The sequence below is a fragment of the Paenibacillus tundrae genome, from assembly GCF_036884255.1.
Taxonomy (GTDB): Bacteria; Bacillota; Bacilli; order Paenibacillales; family Paenibacillaceae; genus Paenibacillus.
The window spans coordinates 485,580-502,337 of sequence record NZ_CP145605.1 but is presented as its reverse complement, the minus strand read 5'-3'; the positions used below and the strand labels follow the sequence as shown (position 1 = coordinate 502,337).

At 46.2% G+C, this 16,758-nt stretch carries 13 protein-coding genes; 4 read left to right on the top strand and 9 right to left on the bottom strand.

The window, feature by feature from the left end; genetic code table 11:
• Window positions 1–111: 111 nt before the first annotated feature.
• From map to V6W81_RS02330, 3 genes are all read right to left on the bottom strand, one after another.
• The gene (gene map / locus V6W81_RS02340; RefSeq protein ID WP_145050219.1) at window positions 112–858 is read right to left on the bottom strand and encodes a type I methionyl aminopeptidase; all 747 of its coding nucleotides are present in this window, start codon (window positions 856–858) and stop codon (window positions 112–114) included.
• An 871-nt stretch (window positions 859–1,729) separates the two neighbouring features.
• Window positions 1,730–2,551, bottom strand: coding sequence for a serine/threonine protein kinase (locus V6W81_RS02335; protein WP_145050215.1), 822 nt, complete (start codon window positions 2,549–2,551; stop codon window positions 1,730–1,732).
• A 177-nt stretch (window positions 2,552–2,728) separates the two neighbouring features.
• Window positions 2,729–3,385, bottom strand: coding sequence for a hypothetical protein (locus V6W81_RS02330; protein ID WP_338541422.1), 657 nt, complete (start codon window positions 3,383–3,385; stop codon window positions 2,729–2,731).
• Between the two features lie 520 nt (window positions 3,386–3,905).
• Here V6W81_RS02330 and V6W81_RS02325 point away from each other — a divergent pair.
• Window positions 3,906–4,859, top strand: a complete 954-nt coding sequence (locus tag V6W81_RS02325; protein WP_145050211.1) for an L-lactate dehydrogenase — start codon at window positions 3,906–3,908, stop codon at window positions 4,857–4,859.
• 89 nt (window positions 4,860–4,948) lie between these two features.
• Here the strand turns inward: V6W81_RS02325 and V6W81_RS02320 are convergent, their stop codons facing one another.
• Entirely contained in the window at window positions 4,949–7,651 is a 2,703-nt protein-coding gene (locus V6W81_RS02320; protein WP_338541421.1) for a PAS domain S-box protein, read from the bottom strand.
• Between the two features lie 331 nt (window positions 7,652–7,982).
• Here V6W81_RS02320 and V6W81_RS02315 point away from each other — a divergent pair, with 331 nt between their 5' ends.
• A complete protein-coding gene (locus V6W81_RS02315; protein WP_145050208.1) occupies window positions 7,983–9,122 on the top strand; it encodes an acyltransferase family protein in 1,140 nt (379 codons plus the stop codon).
• A gap of 100 nt (window positions 9,123–9,222) precedes the next feature.
• Window positions 9,223–9,786 carry an acyltransferase gene (locus V6W81_RS02310; RefSeq protein WP_186381000.1) on the top strand — a complete coding sequence of 188 codons (564 nt, stop codon included), beginning with the start codon at window positions 9,223–9,225 and terminating at the stop codon, window positions 9,784–9,786.
• 221 nt (window positions 9,787–10,007) lie between these two features.
• Here V6W81_RS02310 and V6W81_RS02305 read toward each other — a convergent pair whose 3' ends face one another.
• The 5 genes from V6W81_RS02305 to V6W81_RS02285 form a co-directional block, all read right to left on the bottom strand.
• A complete protein-coding gene (locus V6W81_RS02305) occupies window positions 10,008–10,742 on the bottom strand; it encodes an ABC transporter permease (protein WP_338541420.1) in 735 nt (244 codons plus the stop codon).
• Window positions 10,743–11,453, bottom strand: coding sequence for an ABC transporter permease (locus tag V6W81_RS02300; protein WP_145050205.1), 711 nt, complete (start codon window positions 11,451–11,453; stop codon window positions 10,743–10,745).
• Window positions 11,450–12,364 (bottom strand): ABC transporter ATP-binding protein, encoded by a 915-nt coding sequence (locus V6W81_RS02295; protein WP_145050203.1) that lies wholly within the window; start codon window positions 12,362–12,364, stop codon window positions 11,450–11,452. Before V6W81_RS02295 ends, V6W81_RS02300 begins: the two co-directional genes overlap by 4 nt.
• A gap of 72 nt (window positions 12,365–12,436) precedes the next feature.
• Window positions 12,437–13,978: a sensor histidine kinase gene (locus V6W81_RS02290; protein ID WP_338541419.1), complete on the bottom strand. Its 1,542-nt coding sequence runs from the start codon at window positions 13,976–13,978 to the stop codon at window positions 12,437–12,439.
• Window positions 13,975–14,658, bottom strand: coding sequence for a response regulator transcription factor (locus V6W81_RS02285; RefSeq protein WP_338541418.1), 684 nt, complete (start codon window positions 14,656–14,658; stop codon window positions 13,975–13,977). Before V6W81_RS02285 ends, V6W81_RS02290 begins: the two co-directional genes overlap by 4 nt.
• A gap of 308 nt (window positions 14,659–14,966) precedes the next feature.
• On the opposite strand from V6W81_RS02285, the gene V6W81_RS02280 reads away from it, so the two are divergent.
• On the top strand, window positions 14,967–16,721 hold the full coding sequence (locus V6W81_RS02280; RefSeq protein WP_338541417.1) for an alpha-glycosidase: 1,755 nt from the start codon (window positions 14,967–14,969) through the stop codon (window positions 16,719–16,721).
• The last annotated feature ends 37 nt before the right edge of the window (window positions 16,722–16,758 follow it).

Below are 16,758 nucleotides of genomic sequence, written 5' to 3'. Positions count from 1 at the left end.
ACGGGACTTTTTGAACACACTCTTATATTTTAAACCGAAACAGGCGGATCACAAACGTGGGCCGCCTTGAAATTACTAAAATTATAGTGATTGAGTCTCAGCCATACTTCCTTATTGAGCCGTCAGAATCACTGGACCATCTGCTGTAATCGCAATGGTGTGCTCATATTGAGCAGATAAGCTTCCATCCATTGTACGCGCCGTCCAACCATCTGAATCAAGCTTACTACGGAACGTACCGATGTTCAACATAGGCTCAATGGTAATGACCATGCCTTCTTTGAGTCGTGGTCCACGATGAGGCGGGCCATAATGAGGCACCTGTGGCTCTTCATGCATTTTCTCGCCAATGCCGTGCCCGATAAACTCACGAACAACCGACAGCCCTTCGCCCTCAGCATACGTTTGAATCGCGTGTGAGATATCACCGATTCGGTTGCCTACTACAGCGAGTTCAATGCCTTTATAGAGCGAGTTCTTGGTCACATCTAGCAGATGTTGTGCTTCTGGCGTAACTTGCCCTACTGCATAAGACCATGCCGAATCAGCGAGCCATCCGTTCAAATTCACGACCATATCAATCGTGACGATATCGCCGTCCTGCAACACATATTTCCCGGGAAAACCATGGCAGATTACGTCGTTTACTGAAGCACATGTCGCAAATTGGTATCCGTTATAACCTTTTTGCTCCGGCGTTGCGCCATTTTTCTTCATAAATGCTTCTGCAAATTGGTCAATCTCCTGCGTTGTGATCCCTGGACGAATCATTTTCGCTATTTCTCTATGGCATGCGGCAAGAATCTCACCAGCTTTTTTCATCTGTTCAATTTGCTCTTTTGTTTTCAATGTAATCATGACGACTTCTCCTTGTCCGTTAAGATCTTACCTTGTCTTCTATTGTAACGCGAAACACTCAAAATAAGAAATTCAGTATAAGTACATGTTCAAAAAGGGCGATTTTCAGTACCAAGAAGATGGGAGGAAGCTAGAAATGGAGTAGCGGAGCGTAGATAGAGCTACGTGAGCAACTACATTGTTTCCGAAGGAAACAAACTTCGTAAGCACTCACTTATTTCAGCTGAATTCCATATTCGCTTTTTGAACAACCTCTATAAGTAACCTTGTACATAATCGTGAAAACACCAACAATCTATTATACGCCTGGCTCGATCATTATGAATTATATTTTTCTGAAGAAACCCGAAACCCTCTTCCTCGGCTGTGCGTATATGCTAAAAACGATGGTAGACGAAAGGATGAAAGCTCATGCTCAAAAAAATTCTTGGCAAACTTCTCGACTCCAAATCTTCATCACACCGAAGGCGCTATAGCTCTTCTGACAAACGACGCTCCTATAAACGTTACAGCAGTTCATCAGGGAAACGTTCCTATAGACGCCATTCCTCATCAGATATGAAATACCGGGATAGCCGTCATGGCTCTGGTTACTATAAGAGCAGAAAGTATAGCTCAAGCTAATCGAGCTGCGCGCCATAAGACTATAAAATATGCACACTAGAACTCCACGTCGGGGTCGTAAAACTAAACTTGAAATGTTGTGCTAACGAATACAAGGGTGTCATGCTGGTGATATTCTCATGCCAGCGTGACACCCTTTATATATTGCGTTATGTATCCATACAAGTAGACAACAAAAAGGACCTCCGCCATGATGTTTACAGAGGTCATTCATCACCATCTTCGCCTATATCCGATGTTACGCTCATCAATGTAGCTTGGGCAGAATTCGCTGCATCTCAGCTTGTAACTCGGATGCCCCCGCCTCATATTCAGGTCTAAGCCCCAGCAATCTTTCCAGCATAATGACCAGATCCGACTGAAGATCCAGTTCCTCCTGCCAACTTGCAGGTGCTTTCCCTTTCTCCGGTTCATAGGCGGAGTACAGCATAAACAGAAGAAAATGACCCAGATCCTGCAAATCCTGATCAGCCGTTGCAGGTTCATCTTCAGGTGCAGGCAGTTCGCGCATACGCCGTTTCAGCTCCGGCAACAACGGCTCCCCCATTTGCCGCGCCAGGCCAAAATCAATGAGATGCAATTGCCCATCCTTCATAATCACGTTGGGAATCCGTACATCCCCATGGATATATCCCTGCTGATGAACATAAGCGATTGGAGATAATAACTGGCTCGCCAGTTCAATACATTCTCGTTCGCTATATCGCTGGCCCTGTTCGAAGATATACGTCTCCAGTGTCTCTCCCCGAATATATTCTATGGCGATGTAACTTCTTCCCTTATATATAAATGCATTCAAAAGTTTGGGAATCGCCGGGTGCTGCAGCCGGCTCATCACATCTGCTTCTCTACTCAGCAGTCGGGCAGATAACTTACCTTTGCTGGGCTTCGAACCTTTTAACGCAACCTCATCTCCTGTTTGTTCATCTATACAGAGGTATGTCAGTCCGTAACTTCCCATACCAAGCAATTCACATATCGTGTATCTTTCTGCTATTTTTGCCCCTTTTGGCAAGGGTCGATCTGTCCACAGTCCCAGCAGTCTTTGCCAGCTTCGTTGCAGCTCCACTTGTTCTCCCCCACTAGCATACGACTGCTACCACTCCATCATGATCATGCAGAGCAAGATTCGTTTGCTTATTTTCTTGTTGTTATGGAACTTATTATAACAGCAGGGCGATGGGCAATCATAGCAAGAACGGTAGTGGACAGATGCTTTATGCGCACTTATACCTCTTTACGCCTCTTATGCCTCTTTATGCTTCTTCGGCAACAGACCAAATAACATGCGGAGTGTGGTTCCCTTAGGCTTGCGCTTTCTTCCCTGGTAGCTACGTAAATTGGTCACCAATTCACGGTCGCGCTCCTCCTCCAACTTTTCATTCATCCATACACGCTGCTTCTCCATCTGCTCTTCCAGAGCCTGATGCGTATCGGCAAGATGCTTTAGGGTTAATTCTAATTCATCCACTCGGTGCTGTAGCTGCTGTACTCGATCATCCTGCGGCGCAACTGCACCAGCCGTCACTTCAGTCACTAGTTGTCCTAGTCCTTCATATGATCTCAAGCTATTCGGCAGCTCAGCTTCTTCCGGGAATAACGCAGGCATACTCGTTGCCGCGCATTCGCCTTCTGACGTATCACCTATTTCAACTGTGGATGCTTCTGGAGATAGAACGGTGACCACAGCATCCACCAAGGGCAAATTATGTTCTCTAAGCTCCGTCATCAGCCGCTCGATGCATTCTACATCTTCAGATCGAAACAGTCTAGATTTGTTGGCAGAACGTTCAAACCGGTAGCCCTGCTCCTCAAGTGCTGCTGCATATTTTCGAAGTGTACTGGCTCCAATGCCCAGACTCTTAGCCGTTTCCGTCGTAGCTCCTACTTCTTCAATCATCATTATTCCCTCCCGGAATGAAGTCTTTTGAAATTCAAGGTCGTGACTTCAGCGTCTACCTTGTGTAACAACCATCGGATCGGGGCAACTTGTCTACGCTGCATATACATGCACAATATCTACACATGTACTGCATTATGATTCGCTTGCCCTTATGTATTCGTCAGTTCTGCTTGCGAACCCTTTGACGCTTTAGTTCTGTTTCTGCGGATTCATAAGAACTTTTGTCAGACCGCTTATTCGCATAAATCCCTGATGATCCGACAACCTACAAGAATGGTGTCGTGTCGAATGCGGTCCATGCAAATGCCGTCAAAATTTTGGAAACACGATATTCATGTCAATTTTGTTAACTCCATTACTCCAATACGCTCCCGCGATAACGGATATCATTGCTGTAATGCTTTTTCGTGTGTTATCTTATGTAACGTATAAGCCATTCTCAGCATAAATTGTAGGACAATACTTAACATAGGACTCATGATAATCGGAAAAATCAAAAGGATACGGGGGATGAACGGCTGTGTTAGGCAAATCAGGTAAAGTAGCGGTGATCGGGGCAGGTCTTGTTGGTTCAAGTTGTGCATATTCAATGATTAATCAGTCGATCTGTAGGGAAATTATGATGGTCGATCGGACATACGATCGCGCTGTAGCGCAGGCTTTAGATTTTTCCCATTGTATGGACTTCACACATAATCGCACCAAAGTATACGCAGGTACTTATGCTGATTGCGGCAGTATGGATGTGATCATACTTACGGCTGGGGCGAATCCTAAGCCTGGTCAGACACGTCTAGATATTCTAGAAGAAGCCGAATCCATTGCCAAAGATATTGTTGTGCCGATCATGGAAAGTGGTTTTAGCGGGATTTTTGTCGTCGCAGCGAACCCGGTTGACATAGTAACTTATATGGTATGGAAGCTGTCTGGTCTTCCGCGTGAACGCGTCATCGGCACAGGAACTTCCATTGATTCCTCCAGACTCAAAACACTATTGTCTGAAGTCTTCTCCATTGATCCTCGCAGCGTGCACGGCTATGCTCTGGGTGAGCATGGCGAATCCCAGTTTGTCGCTTGGTCTCACGTTACCATTGGTGGCAAGCCGATCCTGCACATCATGGAGCAACACAAGGATCGTTTCAAGCATCTCGACCTGGAAGATATCGCTCGTAAAACGAAGGACGCTGGCTGGGAGATATTCACTCGCAAAGGCTCCACCCAGTTCGGCATCGGTAATGCACTTGCTTATATTACACGCTCCATCCTCAATGACGAGCATAAGATTATCGCCGTCTCCGCAATCCTAGAGGGAGAGTATGGACAGAACAATGTCTGTGCAGGCGTTCCCGCGATTATCGGCGGCAATGGCATCCAAGAGATCATCGAATTGAACCTGGATCCAACCGAACGAGAGAAGTTCGAACGCTCCTGCGCTGTGTTATCCGGAAGTATAGATCGCCTAACCATGGTGTAACTTAGTGAAAACAAACCCAAAGACGCCAGTGACCATCCCGAGAGGAATGCACTGGCGTCTTTATCTGTATACTTATCTATTTATCTCAATTAATTCGGTGCAAGCTGCGGCTGATCGGCCGGCCCCCATTGCTGGAGTACCCTCTTCAATTCGCTGAGCATAACGGGCTTGCTGATGAAGTCGCGCATACCAATCTCTAGGCAAGCCTCCTTATCCTCCCGCTTCGAATTGCCCGTGACCGCAATAATCGTTGGAATGCGATCTTGTGGAATCAATCGGTGTACAAGGTCTGTCGCCTTAAGCCCATCCATAACAGGCATTTGAATGTCCATGAGTACAATATTATAGGTTTTCTGAGAGATAGCCTCGATCGCTTCAACACCATTGGTACATACATCCGGTGTGTATCCAAGCTTCTCTAGATATTCAGTTAGAATCTTCCGATTGACCGGATGATCCTCAGCAACCAGTATACTGATCGGTATCTTATCACCTTGACGTGTACGATCATGTGAGAATTGGCGTGCAACTTCCTCTTGCGGTACATCCACACTTGTGGCAGGGACGGCGAACCGGAAGGTGGAACCTTCTGCTTCCTCACTCTCTACACTGATGCTACCACCCATAATCTCGACAAGGCGTTTCGAGATCACGAGTCCCAGCCCCGTACCTCCATACTTCCGGTTAATGACCGGATGCAGTTGGGAGAACGACTGGAACAACTGATCTAGCTTATCTGCCGGAATACCGATACCTGTATCCTTTACAGCAAAATCAAGCACGCTGGATTCAGGCCTGCGTCCCTTAATAATGTCTACGGTGACATCAATACTTCCCTGGTCCGTGAACTTGAGTGCATTACTAACAAGGTTCACGAGAATCTGTCTAATGCGCATCGCATCACCAACCATGAATTCCGGGATGCTAGGATTGAGGCGATATCTGATTTTTAGTTGCTTCTCATCGGCTCGAGACTTGAACAGCTCCGCCACCTGTTCTAGCATTTTGCGTAGCGAGAAAGGTTTGTAGGCTAGCGCCATCTTGCCCGATTCCAGCTTGCTGAAATCCAGAATATCGTTAAGAATATTCAGCAATGCGTCGCCGCTCTCTTGAATAATCTGGGCATACTCACGTTGTTCCTCAGACAGATCTGTTCCGATTAGAAGCTCTGTCATACCAACAATCCCGTTCATCGGTGTTCGAATCTCATGGCTCACCATAGAGAGGAATTCAGACTTAGCCTGCGCCGCCAATTCCGCTGTCTCCTTGGCACGTACAATTTCACGTTCACCAGTGACATCGTTAAATACAACAACAGCCCCTTGAATCTGACCTTGATCTATAATCGGCGTCACCTGGTATTCCACCAAGAAGCTACTGCCATCCTTACGCCAGAACACATCCTCTTTGATCAACCGCCGCTGTCCATCCATTACAGTCATATGGATAGGACACTCTTCTACCGGAAAATAACTTCCATCCGCACGGGAATGATGCATGATCGGATGCGAGCTTTTACCCACAAGCTCCTTGACTTCATAACCAAACATGGATGCCGCTGCAGGATTCATGAACATTGTAATCCCGTCTGCATCTAGACCATAGATACCTTCGGTTACCGAATTCAGAATCAGCGTATGCTGCTTGCTAAGCTCTTGAATTCGTTCCGTATAATCCTTCCGCTCTGTAATGTCAGATAATATACCGTATACTCCGACCAATTCCTGATCCACAATAATAGGCACATTCATGATCGATACATCAATCTTCCTACCTCTAGCATTCACAACACAAGTCTCATAGTGCTGTGGCTTCCCCTGCTTTACTTGTTCAAAGTAGGTCTTACCATTCTGCACTTCACTTTTATCTAGGTTGTTCAGAAAGGAGCGCCCAATCAATTCACTACGCGGAATATTGAGTAATTGGACAAGATTACGGTTAACCGAACTATATCTACCTTCCAGATCGAGCGAATATACAGCCGCCGGGGTATGCTCAAATAATGATTTGTACCGCTGACGACTCTCTCTTAAGCGTCGATCTGCATCCTTATGCTGTGTGATATCTCGGCTGATACTTACAACCTGCGTATCTTCACCTTCTCTGCCTGATACAGGCTTCGCCAACGTTTCCATCCAGATGTAGTGCCCTTTTTTGTGCATAACACGCATCGTACATCCATTCCCGATTACGGATACATCTAAAGGATCAGGGTAATCCCCTGGATAACAGTAGTCTTTGAAGGACTTACCCGTCACCTCTTCTGGTCGATAACCAAGCAAAGGATACACCGAGGGAGACACATACAACAACTCTCCATCTAGCGAACATTTCGTGATGAGATCCTGTGCATGTTCAGCCAGAATCTGATACTTTTCTTGTGTCTCGTGAAGCTTACGCTCCACTTCAATAATCTCGGTTACATCCTTGGCAATGCCATATATGCCCACGACTTCCCCTTCTGCCGTGATCGGCACATAGGTAATATCCGCCTGTCTCAGTGAGCCATCTCTATGATAGAACTTGAGAGAGTTACTGACTGAACGTCCAGCCAGCACTTCATCAATACATTGTTGACGTGATTTCTCGCTATCCGGTGGACAGAGATGTTCCCGGTTCATGCGAATTAAGTCTTCAAGTGTGTGCCCTGAAATCCGCTCAACGGAGGGATTAGCATCAATATAGTTTCCATGGATATCCATAACATAGATGGCATCCGGGTGGTTAAAAAACAAGGATTGGTGTGAACTTCCCTCAGAAATAATTCGTTTTAGGGTTTCCGTTTTATTCATTTCCAAGGCTTACCCCTCTTTTCTTAGCCTAAAGCTTCTTATAACAACGACAAATAACAATTTGGTTATAACTAGGCTTACCCTCGAATAACCATGTAAACACGCCTAGAAACAACTTTTTTTATTTTAACAGATTCCAGTATTTTTTGAATTAATATCTCGTCTTAATTTCTCAAAATCTCTCTATAAAAAAATGGAAACTCATTCAATGCAGTATCATTACATATTCAGACGTTCATTGCTCAAGAAAAGATTGTTCCAAATTTATACAAAATTAACGATACATTTTGTATCAAACAAGTTATAATGGATACAAAAAAAGGATGTGCATATGTCAGTGAAAAAAGAGAAATTAATTGAAATTTATTTTCTCCGAAGTATCTCATGTCTAGCCATCGTACTCACACACTCGATCGGTTTCTCCACCAAATTTTACACCGACCTATTACATTCATCGCACGTCATTGGAAGAAACATTTTGGATAGTCTGAACCTTCTTCTCAAATTCGGCACGCCAATGTTTGTCTTTATCTCCATTCTCCTACTCTCCTACTCATACCGCGACGGAATTCGAAAGGGATTTCTCCTCAAACGGTTCAAGTACATCTTCATTCCATTTCTTATTTTCAGTGGAATATACAGCGGACTTGCTGTATCTGGATTTCTTGATGCCGAGAATCGGAGCTTCGGGAGCCTACCCAGCGTACTGTTCCAACATATCTTCCTAGCAGGATTCCACGGATACTTTGTAGTGATTATCTTTCAATTCTACATACTGTTCTACCTGTTCAAAAGACATCTCGACCAATGGAACCCCTTAACTGTAATTACAATCTCATTCATCATAAATATCGCTTATCTTGGATTTTTCAATTTTGTAGGCAAAATTGAAAGCATCCCGCTATCTGGCATCATCTGGAGTAGCTTTAATTGGCTGCCGTTTGTCGGCTGGTTGTTTTACTTCTCACTCGCCTACTACTGCGGTCGAAATATAGAACAATTCAAAACTCTTCTTGCCAAACATAAAATCTGGGTCAACACGCTTCCATTGGTTCTGATGGGAATTGTATTATTCCTGTACCATAGCGGAGTCCTTCCTGTCTCTGATTCCAAACGGATTGATATGCTCTTGCTCACGACCTTTCTCTTCTTCGGACTATATCAATTCGCAAGCCGGCTTCAACGCGTTCCACGAAGCTTACTGCTCATCAGTGATTACTCCTTCGGGATCTATCTGGTTCACTGGTTCTATCTTCATCTGGTGGCACAGTTGCTGCAAGCTGCTTCCTTATCATTAGGGTATTTCACGATTCCTGTTCTGTTCCTAGGCGCTCTCACTTTCTCCATCTTCACTGTGTATATACTCAATCGCGTTCGCATTGGAAAATTCGTGGTCGGTCAGATTGGGAAGGGACGAAGTGCTACTCCTGTTCAGGTGGAGCGCAGCACAACAGGAGAAGTACCTGCCTAAGCTTAGAATTTCAATTTGGGTCTGACAATCATGCCATTAGGCATATTTCGTAATCCAAAGTGGACTTTTTGATAAACCTCTAGAAGGGATGAAGTTGAACATGGTATTTCCGAACAAGGTGAAGATTGCATATGGTAAGATGCGGGGATGGGCTGTGTTCGGAAAAATACAACCTACACTTGGATTACTGCCGAGAATAAGAGGCAAAGTGTATTTGAACAGATCGGGAGAACTACAGGTAGGCAAACGACTGAACATTATCGGGAAACCTTGGGGAACCCAGCTTACGGTAGTCAAAGGAGCACGTCTAACGATTGGTGACGATGTGCTAATTAACGCAGGTGTAGGAATAGCGGCCAATATTGAGGTTGTCATTGGTAACCATGTAATGATTGGGCCACGCACAAGTATATTTGATAGTGCATATCACCGAATTGATTCTCTGGATGACGGGAGTGAGATGGCACAGCGGATTACGATTCAGGATAATGCTTGGATCGGAACAGGGGCTCTCATTCTTCCTGGTGTAACAATTGGCAAAAATGCCGTGGTTGCTGCCGGAAGTACCGTCACCAAAGATGTGCCTGATAACACCCTCGTGGCGGGAGCACCCGCCAAAGTCATTCGGGAACTAACCATCCATGACGGATGGATTAGAAGATAGAACATAAGCTCGTGCTATAAAATGAAAAAAAGATCCCCTTCAGGCATCACGTAGATCATGTCTGCGTGATGTGCTTGAAGGGGATTTCCCTTTGAAAAAAGGGAATCCAAAAATCTGGGGATAACAGCGATCAGAAGGTTACTCTGTCATCGAAGTGGTAAGTGTAAACCTTCTTTAGTCGAACTTATATATACGGAGAAGGAGCAAGGGAGCACCTTCCATCAGATCTCTTTTTTCTTGAAATAGAGTATACCTGCGAGGATAAAAAGAATAGCACTTCCACCAACAACCGTCAGCATCGTCGCCAGTGGAACGTTGTAAGCTCCAAATCCCCCGCCCTCCATCGGTGCCATAAGAATGACCGGCTGCGCCCACGGATAATAAGGGCCAAATGTCACCGAGTTCACAATCAGAATATTCGGTACCGTTAGAGCAAAGTTCAGCGCTAGCGGGGCGGCAAAGCTACTCCAGATCAAGGACACCAACAGTTGCAGAGCAGCGAGCGGCACACATGCGAACAACCCAAGTGATAGTTTACCTGCAATTAGTCCCCACGGTATTGGTTCCGTTATACCATGAACGAGACCTGCCAGCATAATGGCTGCGAATAGCAACACTTGCGTAGCTGCAAGGAGTAACAGCACTATGGTGAGCTTGGCAGCATATACACCAGTGCGTGTAAGCGGTAAGACCAGCATCTGCTTCCACCCTCCGCCCGAATGTTCGAATCGGCAGACAAATGAAGTAAATACGCCGGTCAGAATTGGAAGTAGCAGCAGGCCATGCAGGAGAACCATCGCACCCAATAACGCTTCCCATTGCCCAGAAGGCGTTGCAAGCAGCCCGATAAGCAGCGCAATTAGTGGGCTCAGCAGAATCAGAAGCCAGATGGGTGATTTCCCCATTTTTAACCGTTCAGAAGACAGAATACGGAAATAGGTTGTCGCAAAGCTCATCTACGCCACATCCTTCCGACTGAAATGCACCATGCCCATCAGCATAATCAAGATACCTACACCTAAGCCCAATGCAGGATAGATCAAGGAGCCTTTCCATGCCATCATCGACCAAGCCAGCGGGAAATGTGGTGAGATCGTCAGAGAAAACATACCTGTTACTGCAAGAACAATACCAAACGTTACAGGTAAAGCCTGATTTTTAGAAACCATGGTCAGCCATAACTCGACCGATAATACAGGCAGTGCCCCTGCCAGCGGCAGAATACCTAATTTAACAATCGATATCCACGGAATCACACTTGCGTCGAACCCGAAGATCAATCCCAGACCGACAGTACCAATGGACAACAGTAAACAAGAAATGATAAGCAGCACACATGTCATAATGAACTTAGCTAAGTACACCGCTGGTCTTGAAATGGGTAAAGCCAATAGCTGCTTCCATGAGCCCTGTTCATGTTCCACATTCGCCATCATGGAACTGATAATGGTTGCTCCTAACATGAGCGCCAGGGGGACAAAGACGATGACATTCTCTAGCAGACCTTCCCATAGGTCACCGCCATAAATACCTTTTAGATAGTCCAATCGCAATCCAAAGTTTAACGCCTGCATCAGTGTAAGACCAATCGGAGCTAGGAATACAAGAAACCAGATGCCCTTGCCACGAATCTTAAGCCAATCCGATGATAAAGCACGCCCCGTCATACGGTCGCCCCCTCACCAATCACCCGCATAAACAGGTGTTCCAATGATTGGCGATGTTCCTCTACACGATAGATGGCATGGTCATGCTCAACCAGACGTCTTACTAACAATGCGATAGCGCTATTATCCATGTACGGGAACGTCAGCACGGAACCTTGTCGTTGACCGAATTGTCCTTGCTCTCTAGCGAGCTTAATCGCGTCTTCCGGTTCGGACACCGTCAATTGAATTGAGCTACCCGTTTGACTGTGTAGATTAGCGATGGTATCCTGTAGCACCATTTTACCCTCGCGAATAATGCCGACTCGGCTCGCCATCTGCTCTACTTCACTTAATAAGTGGCTGGATACAAGAACCGTAATCCCGTGTTCCAGCGGCATGCGTTTGATCAGCTCCCGGATCTCCTGAATACCTGCTGGGTCAAGCCCATTCGTAGGTTCGTCCAAGATCAATAACTCAGGCTCACCCAATAGGGCACTTGCGATACCCAGACGTTGCTTCATCCCCAGGGAATATCCTTTCACGGGACGTTTGGCATCCCGAGTCAGATCAACGATGGAAAGTACCTCCGCAATTCTCGACTTCGGCACGTTAATGATCCGGCGTAACGCTTCCAGATTCTCCACCGCATTCAGATGACCATAGTACGAAGGATACTCGACAAGTGATCCTATACGCCGCAGAATATCCATGCGATCTTTGCGAATATCTTGGTCGAAGACTCGAATAACGCCCTTTGTTGGCTTAATTAAGCCTAGTAGCATACGAATCGTTGTTGTTTTGCCCGCACCGTTCGGACCTAAGAAGCCGTAGATATCTCCTTTTTTGATATTCAGATCAAGCTCACGTACTGCTGCACGATTACGATATGTTTTCCATAGATTAGCCGTTTGAATAATGTTATCACTCACTGTTTAATCACCTCGGATAACATCGTAACCCGCCAAGGTTAAAATCAACGTTATCTGAAGTTTAAGTTTAGTTTAAAAATGAGTCTTGTCGCCTTTCGCTCCTGAACCGCTATAGAGATAGGTTCGAACCCCTTCAGCTGAACTGTCCACTTTCTTGCGAAGACCCATCTCACGCACCAGCAGATCAACGATGGATAGACCAAGCCCCGTTCCCTTCGTTCCTGTATCCTCCAGCATACCTGGGCCGTGATCCTGAATCAGAAGAGCCGTCTGTCCTTGAACCTGCTCTGTCGAGATGCCAATATATTTGCCGGTTGCTGCATAACGGACGATGTTCTGAAACAGATTATCGAGGATACGACGCACGCCTTGTTCATCTACCTGCCAAAGTAGAGGCTCGTCCGGTAGATCAATGTCGATATCAAACTGTTCCTTTTCCCATACTGGATACCATGCCGCAGCCGCCTCCCTAACAATCCGCAGCATATCCTTCTCTGCCAGCTTCAACGTATACTTTCCACTTGTCAGCAGGTTGTAAGATAACATGTTGTCGATAAGTCCACCAAGGTCCTCCATCTTGGCTTCCATTCGCAGTAATGAACTATTGCCGGTATGACTTAGCTCCTCTTTGTGCAGAGCGTGCATATGCCCTCGAATAACCGTCAACGGTGTGCGAAGATCATGGGAAAGTCCCGCAATGAGACGTTTACGAAGCTGCTCTTCTTCTCTCTCCCGCTGCCGACTGTCCGTAAGCTGACGCACCATATCATTGAATGACTCTTCCAGATGACCAATCTCATCCTCTCTTCGGATATCGACAGGTAGCGGAATGCCTTCCTTCCCCGGTGCCATCATTGCGGTCTGTAAGCGAACTAACCGTTTGCGAATGCGAGCGAAGAAGAGAATCGACATCAGAATGAAGAACAGAAAGATGATGCCCATGAATAACCCTAAGTACAGGAGCTCCATCGGCCAGTTATTTTGTTGTTTCTGCATCAAGTAACGAGGAACCTCAATTACCATGAAGCCTTTCCCCTTATCCTGATCGCCGCCTTCAATAAAAGAAACCACCGTGAGCGGATCTCGATACGTCGCTTCCTTCATAAATTGCAACGTACTCGCCGCATCCCACACCGTTGGCACTTGCGTCACGATGGTCTTCTCGTCATCCATCGTCCATCTCAGCGTCTTCATGACCATATCGCCTACCGACACTTCTGACAGCGTTACTCCCTCACCGACTAACATAAAAACCGTATCCCCACGTTCATCCACACGATACATGGAAGACTTCGGATACTTGTTGTGTAGCTGCTTGATCCGTTGATCAACCTCGGTTGAATTGGCATCGCCTAATTTCATCGCTTCTTTGGACCAGAGGTTGCTAATGTGGTTAACGTCACCATACGGTGCATCATTGTTATAGCCATTGTTCACCACAACCACGTAAATAATAGATGTGATTGGAAGAACGACAGGCACAAATAAAATGGCTGCCAAAATAAGAAACATATAACGGGACATTAAGGATCGTCCAAAACGAAGCTTTTTCTTTTTCACAGACTTCTGCTCTTGTTGCTTGTTGACCTTACGTGAGCCTAATCGCCACGTCATGGCTTCTTCACGCGGTAACCGACACCACGGATCGTCTGAATGATGGTCGGATTAGCTGGATCACGCTCCAATTTCTCACGCAGATGACGAATATGTACCATTAACGTTTTGTCCCCATCCAGATAGGGCTCATTCCAGACCGCTTCATAGATTTGCTCCTTCGTTCGAATCATGCCCATGTGCCTAAGCAGGTACGCAAAGATATGAAACTGTTTCCCAGATAGAATGACTTCCTCTTGCGTAAGCTCATTCACAATCCGGTTATCCTTCTCATAGATCGACAGATGATCGAGTTTTACAACTTCATCCGCAATAATATTCGTCCCAGCCTTACGCAGTTGGACTTCGATTCTAGCTGCTAGTTCATCCGGGTGAAAGGGCTTCGTGACATAATCATCGGCAAAATCAAGCCCGTGCAGCTTATCATCAATCGACGTTCTGGCCGAGAGCATCACAATCGGAATAGTAGGATGTTCTTTTTTGAGTCGCTGTCCTACCGTAAATCCATCCAGACCCGGAAGCATGACGTCAAGGATAATCAGAGAGCAGCCTTTCGCCGCCTCCGTTGCACCTTCACCACTTTCCAGCCAGATTACCTCATATTCACGTTCTTCTAAGTCTGCTCTAACCCATGTCGCAATTTCGACTTCATCTTCAATGTATAATAGTTTCGGCTTCATACGCTCGATTCGTTTCCCTTCTTTACCCTTTGGGTTAAATATATATTTGAAGCATATTAAAGAATGTTCAACATGCCTGCTTTTTGAACCTGCACGATTAGGGCAAGCTTGTTGTATTCAATCAATACAAATGCATGACATCGGGGTACTGCGCCCCCTCTACATTCCATTATAACCTAATCACTCATCTGGGAAATGTTACATAAGCACGGGGTGCTCTGCATCATTTAGAGTAGTCGACCACATTCGAGGGATTACGATCCAACATGCCAACATACGCTGTGTGTTACGACGGGAGGATACTTACTATGCTGCTGGAAGCCATCTATCATCAACCGAAACGCAATTGGGCCTACGCCTATGACAAGGATACTGTTCGCTTGCGTCTACGCGCCAAAAAGAATGATCTCACCGAGGCACACGCCTTGACTGGGGACAAATACGCATGGGAACAAACGAAAGAATTAATTCCTCTAACAAAGTATACGTCGGATTCGATGTTTGATTATTACGAAGGGCAAGTACGCCCTCCTTATCACCGTCTGAAATATGCTTTCCTCCTCAAAAGTGGAACGGAACAAATCTGGATGACCGAAACCGACTTCCAAGAGGAAGAGCCGGATGAGCCGGGGCGAATGTTTCAGTTCCCCTACATTCATGAAGGTGCTGTATTTACGCCACCTGCTTGGGTGAAAGATGCCGTCTTTTATCAGATCTTCCCCGAACGCTTCGCGAATGGCAATGCTGAACTTAATCCAGAGAAGGTGGAGCCTTGGGGCGGTGAGCCGACACCATTTAATTTCTTCGGCGGTGATCTACAGGGCGTCATTGACCATCTCGATTATCTCAGCGAACTTGGCATTAATGCGATTTATTTCACACCGATCTTTGAAGCGACAACCAATCATAAATACGATACCGAAGATTATATGCGGGTAGACCGGCACTTTGGAGATGCAGAGACCATTAAACGGCTTGTGCAGCTGTGCCATGATCGTGAGATTCGTGTCATTCTAGACGCGGTGTTCAACCATGCTGGGAAGACATTTGCACCATTCGTCGATGTACAGCAGAACGGAGCAGAATCCAAGTATAAGGACTGGTTCCACGTCCATGAGTTTCCGCTGGATGTGAAGGATGGCATTCCGACGTATGAGACCTTTGGCTTCGAAGCCCATATGCCAAAGCTAAATACAGAGAATCCCGAGGTGAAAGCCTATTTGCTGGAGGTTGCCGAGTATTGGATCAAAGAGGTAGGCACCGATGGCTGGCGGCTCGATGTCGCTGATGAAGTAGACGATGCCTTCTGGCGAGATTTCCGCCGGGTCGTGAAGGCTGCCAATCCGGAAGCCTATATCCTTGGCGAAGTGTGGAACGAATCGTCTGCTTGGCTGCAGGGCGATCAGTTCGATGCATCGATGAATTATCCGTTTACCGAAGCGGTCAATCATTTCTTTGTCAAAAATACAATGCATGCTGAGCAATTTGCCAATTCCATAGGTCGTCAACTATCCCGCTATCCTCATCAGGCGAGCGAGGTCGCTTTTAATTTGTTAGACAGTCATGACACGCCCCGCTTGCTCACTCTCTGTGAAGGGGATCAACGGAAGATGAAGTTGGCTGCGTTATTCCAATTCAGTTTTATGGGTGCGCCATGTATCTATTACGGAGACGAGATTGGACTAGACGGTGATCATGACCCTGGTTGTCGCAAATGTATGGAATGGGACGAGACGAAGCAAGACCGCGAACTGTTCGACTTTTATCAAAGACTTATTGCACTCCGTCACGCTCATCCCGCTCTACGCGCAGACGGTACCATTCGATTCCTACAAGCACGCGAAGGCGGTAGCCAGCTTGTCATGGAACGTCAGAATGAAGAAGAACGCATTCTAATCTTGTTCAATCGGTCAGAAGAAACTGCCATCGTTGAGCTAGAGACGGAAACAGATGATTGGAATGAGCTGTTTGGCGAGAAGCACCGGATCGCGTTAGAGGATGGCATACTTGCGATCGAGCTTCCTGCCTACGGATATGCGGTGTTAAGCCTGGCTCTGGAATAATATGGAGTTCGGGCGAAGCTTCATCCAGAAGCCTTGC